7 protein-coding genes are annotated in these 5,089 nt (G+C 44.1%); all 7 read left to right on the top strand.

The window, feature by feature from the left end:
- Positions 1–345 (top strand): hypothetical protein (locus tag L650_RS24325; RefSeq protein ID WP_029773176.1); only part of this gene is annotated, 345 nt, incomplete at its 5' end.
- Positions 338–784, top strand: coding sequence for a hypothetical protein (locus L650_RS0111370; protein WP_029773175.1), 447 nt, complete (start codon positions 338–340; stop codon positions 782–784). The genes L650_RS24325 and L650_RS0111370, both read left to right, overlap by 8 nt.
- A gap of 9 nt (positions 785–793) precedes the next feature.
- Entirely contained in the window at positions 794–931 is a 138-nt protein-coding gene (locus L650_RS24320) for a hypothetical protein (protein ID WP_164835558.1), read from the top strand.
- A complete protein-coding gene (locus L650_RS0111360; protein WP_029773174.1) occupies positions 928–1,839 on the top strand; it encodes a phage tail tube protein in 912 nt (303 codons plus the stop codon). Before L650_RS24320 ends, L650_RS0111360 begins: the two co-directional genes overlap by 4 nt.
- A 35-nt stretch (positions 1,840–1,874) precedes the next feature.
- Entirely contained in the window at positions 1,875–2,198 is a 324-nt protein-coding gene (locus L650_RS0111355; RefSeq protein WP_029773173.1) for a hypothetical protein, read from the top strand.
- Positions 2,199–2,329: 131 nt separating this feature from the next.
- On the top strand, positions 2,330–2,536 hold the full coding sequence (locus L650_RS0111350) for a DUF1799 domain-containing protein (RefSeq protein WP_029773172.1): 207 nt from the start codon (positions 2,330–2,332) through the stop codon (positions 2,534–2,536).
- Positions 2,523–5,089: tape measure protein (locus L650_RS0111345; RefSeq protein WP_029773171.1), on the top strand; the 2,567-nt coding region annotated here is incomplete at its 3' end. The genes L650_RS0111350 and L650_RS0111345, both read left to right, overlap by 14 nt.

The raw sequence follows: 5,089 nt of genomic DNA, 5'->3' as shown, positions 1-5,089 counted from the left end.
GGCCACTTAGCCGCCAGTATTAATAGTGAAGTTTTAATAAACCCAGCTGTGAGTATTGGTTATGTAGGTACTAGCAAGCTTTACGCTGAAGCCGTAGAGCTTGGCACTAAACCACATATGCCACCAATTGAACCCTTAGTGAATTGGGTTGAGGCGGTGCTTAGCCTTGAAGGTGATGAAGCAGAACGAGTAGCGACATTGATTGCATTGAAAATTAATGCGCGTGGTACGACTGGCAAGTTGATGTTTAAAGAAGGCCTTGAGGCCAGTGAGCCATATATACAGGCACGGTTTAACGAAGCAATGAAGTTGATGATTAATAAGTTGGGTGGCGCAAATGCTTAACCAGGTAAGAACGGCGATTTTGAATGTGCTCAATAGTGCAAATGTAGGCACCTTTTATAAAAAAGAGCGCTTTAGCAAAAACACTCAAGAACTCAAAGCCATGTATGCCCAAGGTGATGCTATTAGTGGCGGGTATATCCGTTTAAAGCGCCGTAAACGCCAAAACCCGTACGCCTCTAGAACAACGGTTGCTTATACCTTTGATGTGGTTTTTTTAAAGAGCTTTGTAGATGACGAAGACAGCCAAGAGCACTTTGAAAATGCCATTGAATCTTTAGATGACGCATTTGCAGGTGATCCATTACTTAATGATTTGGTTGATGACCTGGACGAAGGCGACGACACAGGGCTGATTTTAGATGACCACTCGCCAGTGATGTTCTGTGGTGTGTTGTGTCATCAGGCGCGCATGCGTTTAACAGTGAATGTAAGTAGTTAGGAGAGCAGCATGAACGAAAAGCCAAGCCAAGGCGGCAGCTATATAAAAGACGCCAAAGGTAAGTTGAAGCTCGTGGCCAGAACACAGCCTGAGAGCACAGCTAAAAAGCAAGCGAACAAAGTTGAAGACAAAGGTGCAAGCAAATGAAATGGTCACAAACCAGCCTATTAGCGGCAATTGAACAAACTTATGGCACGTTGCCTGGTGCAATGCTTGCCATGCTAACTAAAGATATTGAGCTACGCCCACTTGAAGGTGAGGAAGTTGAGCGCGGTTTAAATACGCCTTACTTAGGTGCTGAAGAAAGCATGTTTACGAATGAATATGCGGGTATCAGTTTTAAAGTTGAACTAGTAGGCAGTGGCACATTAGGCGTTGCCCCAGCGTGGGGGCCATTGATGCGCGCGTGTGGTATGGCTGAGGTTATTGTGGCTGATACCAGTGTTGAGTACACACCAATTTCAGATGCGCCTGAATCAGTGGCTATGCACTTTCAAATTGGCCGCAATAAACACACCTTGTTGGGTGCACAAGGCAATGTGAGTATTGAGCTTGAAAAAGGCATTCCTTATTTATCGTTCGATTTTAAAGGCCTTTATGTTGCACCTGAAGATAACGAATTACCAACCGCCGACTTTAGTGCATGGCCTAAACCTATTCCGCTTGGCGCAGGACGCACCACTGACTTTTTATTACATGGCTTCGAAGTTGTGCCGTCGAAACTTAGCATCGATGCAGGCAACGAAGTGGAGTTTGATCCAACGCTTACTACGGCAAAGATTGAGTTTTTAGACCGCGCAATGTCTGGCTCGGTCAATATTGCTGCGCCTAATGTGGCTGATATTGACTTTTTTACTCGAGCAAAAGATTCGACAACCGGCAATCTGCAAATTAAGCACGGCCCTGCAGGTGGTCACCGCGTAACGATTAGCTGCCCTAAAGTGCAAGTGAAGCAGCCTAAATATGTTGAGCGCACTAAAAAGGCAGAGCTTGAAATGGCCTTAGCTATTTTACCGCAAACAGGCAATGACGAGTTTAGCCTGTTACTTGATTAATTCGTTTTAAAACACTTTTACACCAGGAGAAAACAATGGCTTTTTCAATTGTGACAATGCAGAACGTGCAAGTTAAGCAGCCCGTTAAGTTTACGTTTGATGGCAACAGCCACGAGTTTACCGCTCAATTTAAGCTACTTGATGATGACGCAAACGAAGCGCTTGCCGAAAGTGGCGACCACGAAATGATTAAGCGCGTGCTCGTTGGCTGGGGTGATGACTTTGTTGATGAAGGTAATGAGCCATTGCCATTTAACGATGACAACTTAGCTAAATGTTTAAAGGTGAGTTGGTGGCGAACTGCTGTGCTTGATGCCTATTTTATTGCAGTGGCTGTGGCTGGCAGAAAAAACTACTAGAGGCTGCCCGTTATTGGGTAGCCGACGAACACCCGGACACCAAACATTTACTTGAAGTTTTAACCCAGCAAAAAGCACCAAAGGAAGTCATTGACCAAGTAAAAGCGCAAAACAAAGAGAAAAATTTTGATTTGTACAGCTGTAATGCTGAAGCAGTAAATGCGTTTTTAATGGTTGAAACACAATGGCAAGGAGAAGGACGCGGCCTTGATTATGGCAATGCTGAAGTCGCTTGGCGGCTAGCTGGGTTAAACATTACCCCTGATATTTTTAAAAAAATTCAGGTGTTAGAAGTAGAAGCAATGAACGCAGCACGAGAGCAGCATGAGCAGATATAACTTAAGTTTAAAAGTACTGTACGATGGCAAAGCAATTAGCCAGGGTACGCGTACGAATACAAACGATATACGCTCGTTACAACGACAAGCGCAGCAGCAAGTTACGCAAAATCGTGCGCTTGAGTCTAGTAATAATAGTGTTGCCCGCAGTTATACCAGCCTTGCCACCGCTGTTGGTGGCTTTATGGCTCTTAATTTTGCACAGCAGCAAGTGCAAAACATTGGCCAAATCCAACTACTTAATGCCCGTTTGCAAGGGCTAACCACTTCAAGCCAAGAATACGCCCAAGTGCAGAATTACTTGATAGCAACAAGTAATAAGCATAGCCAAGTGTATTCAGCTATGGCTGATAGCTATACAAAATTACTCGCGCTTAGACGTTCTGGAATTGTGACTGACACTGAGAGTAAGCAATTGCTTGAGGGAATGAGCAATGTGTCTAAACAGTTAGGTGCAACAACAGCTCAATTGTCACAGAGTTTATTTGGTATGGCTCAAGGCTTTACAGCGGGCACTTTACGCGCAGAAGAACTTAACCAAGTAACTGAGCCTTTACCTGGTTTATTGCAAAGCTTAGATAAAGCGGCGGGCCTTGTATCCGGTGGATTTAGGCAAATGGTTGTTGATGGGAAAGTTAGCAGCCAATTCTTTAAAGAAACGCTTATTAAGGCTTTTGATGATTATGAAGGTGCAGCAGAGCGTATTGCAGGCACTATTCCTGCAGCGCTTAATCGAACTCAAACAGCCTATGAGCAATTAGTTAATCGTATTGAGCAGCCTGTTAGTGCAGCACTAGTGCCAACAATTGATACGGTGACAAGTGTTTTAAAAGAGCTAACAACTAATCAAGAGCTTGTTGAAGACATAACAACTGCAGCTACTGCGCTGGCTATTGTTATTGGTGGGCGATTAGCGACCAGCTTAACAGTAAGTGCAGCTGGCATGACCAGAGCAACAATAGCTAAAGCTCGACTCGCTCAAGAAACAGTAAAAAATACAGCTGCAGAGCTTGCTTCAGCTCAAGCAAATATGCGTAAAGTGCAAACTTTGGTTGCAATGACTGGCGCGGCAAATGTGTTAGGCCCTGCAAAAGCACGGTTAACTGCTGCAACGGTTGCGCATACAGCTGCTGTACGCAGTTCGAATATAGCAATGCGTGCACTAGGCGGCACTATGGGTCTTTTAGGTGGCCCAGCTGGTTTAATTATGTTGGCTGCTTGGGGGATTTATGAATTTGCATCAAATGCGGACGATGCAACTGATTCTGTAAATAAACTTAAAGACGCAAGTAAAGATTTAAGCCCATATGCAAACTTAACCGGTAAACAAGCGCAAGGCTTATTGTTGCTAGCTCAAGGGCGTTTAAAAGGTGCAATTCAGCTCGCAGATGAAGCAAGGCAACGTTTCAATAATCCGTTCTTAAAGGGCAAGTTTGAAGATGTTGAAGCAGCAGAAAAACGTGTAACTGATCTTAAAAATGAGATAGTTGCTTTACAGGCTGTTGTAGGGAAAAGCACGACTAAGAAGCCTGAACAAGGCCAAAGCCCAAATGACCTTTCTGCTTTTCAAAAAGCGAATGCCTCTTACCAGCAGCGCTTAGCCTTACTTGGCAAAAACACTGAGCTTGAAAAACTTAATTATGAAATTGCCAGCGGTAAATACGCCAAGTTATTACCCCAGCAACAACAAGAACTGCGTAACCTTGCCAGCTTAATTGATGAAAAAAACAAACAAGCGGATATTGAAAAAGACTTTACGCAGTTAACAGAAGACCTATTGACTGAAGAAGACCGTATTCGTCAGTCTTATACTCGTCGTACAGAAATAGCTAGAAATGCCCTCGATGAGCAAGGCAAAGACTCTGCACGTTATGCTGAAATTGAGCTACAGCTTCGCCAGCAACGTGATGCAGCATTAGAAAAACTTGAATCAGACAAACAAGCGCGTGAAATACAGCGCCAGAATGAAGCCCGCCAACGTGAAGACCAAATTCGTCGTGATAGATATGAAACTGAAATTGCTGAGTTGCAAGGGTTTCATAGCCGTATTGAAGCTGAAGAGGCTGCGCATGAAGACCGTAAACGCGCTGTTCAACTTAGATATGCAGGTAACTATGGCCAAGTAGTCCAGCAGTTTGTTGATTTTGATCGTGCCAGTGGTAATGACCGTGTTGCCATTGGTTTAGAAATTGGTGAGAACCTAGCTGGCCAATATGCAACGCACAGTAAAAAGGCTTTTAAAGTTCAGCAAACACTGAATATTGCTAAAGCTTTAATGAGTACTTACACAGCTGCAGCTGCGGCACTTGAATTGGGGCCAATTGCTGGACCAATTGCTGCAGGAGTAATTACTGGCCTTGGTTTGGCTCAAGTTAAATCTATAAAAGATCAAAAACCACCTGGTTTCCAATATGGCGGTTACACCAATAGTAACAAGCTGATTGAAATTGGTGAGCGCAATACGCCTGAGCTTGTTGAGCTAAATGGCAAACACTATTTGGCAGGGGGTAATGGTGGCCGTGTGTTTAACCCTAGCCAAATGAAAGCGGCAGG

It is taken from the genome of Pseudoalteromonas sp. TB51, assembly GCF_000498055.1.
In the GTDB taxonomy this organism is placed as follows: domain Bacteria; phylum Pseudomonadota; class Gammaproteobacteria; order Enterobacterales; family Alteromonadaceae; genus Pseudoalteromonas; species Pseudoalteromonas atlantica.
Note: the sequence above shows the minus strand (reverse complement) of the source record. Positions and strands in the feature narration are given on the sequence as shown.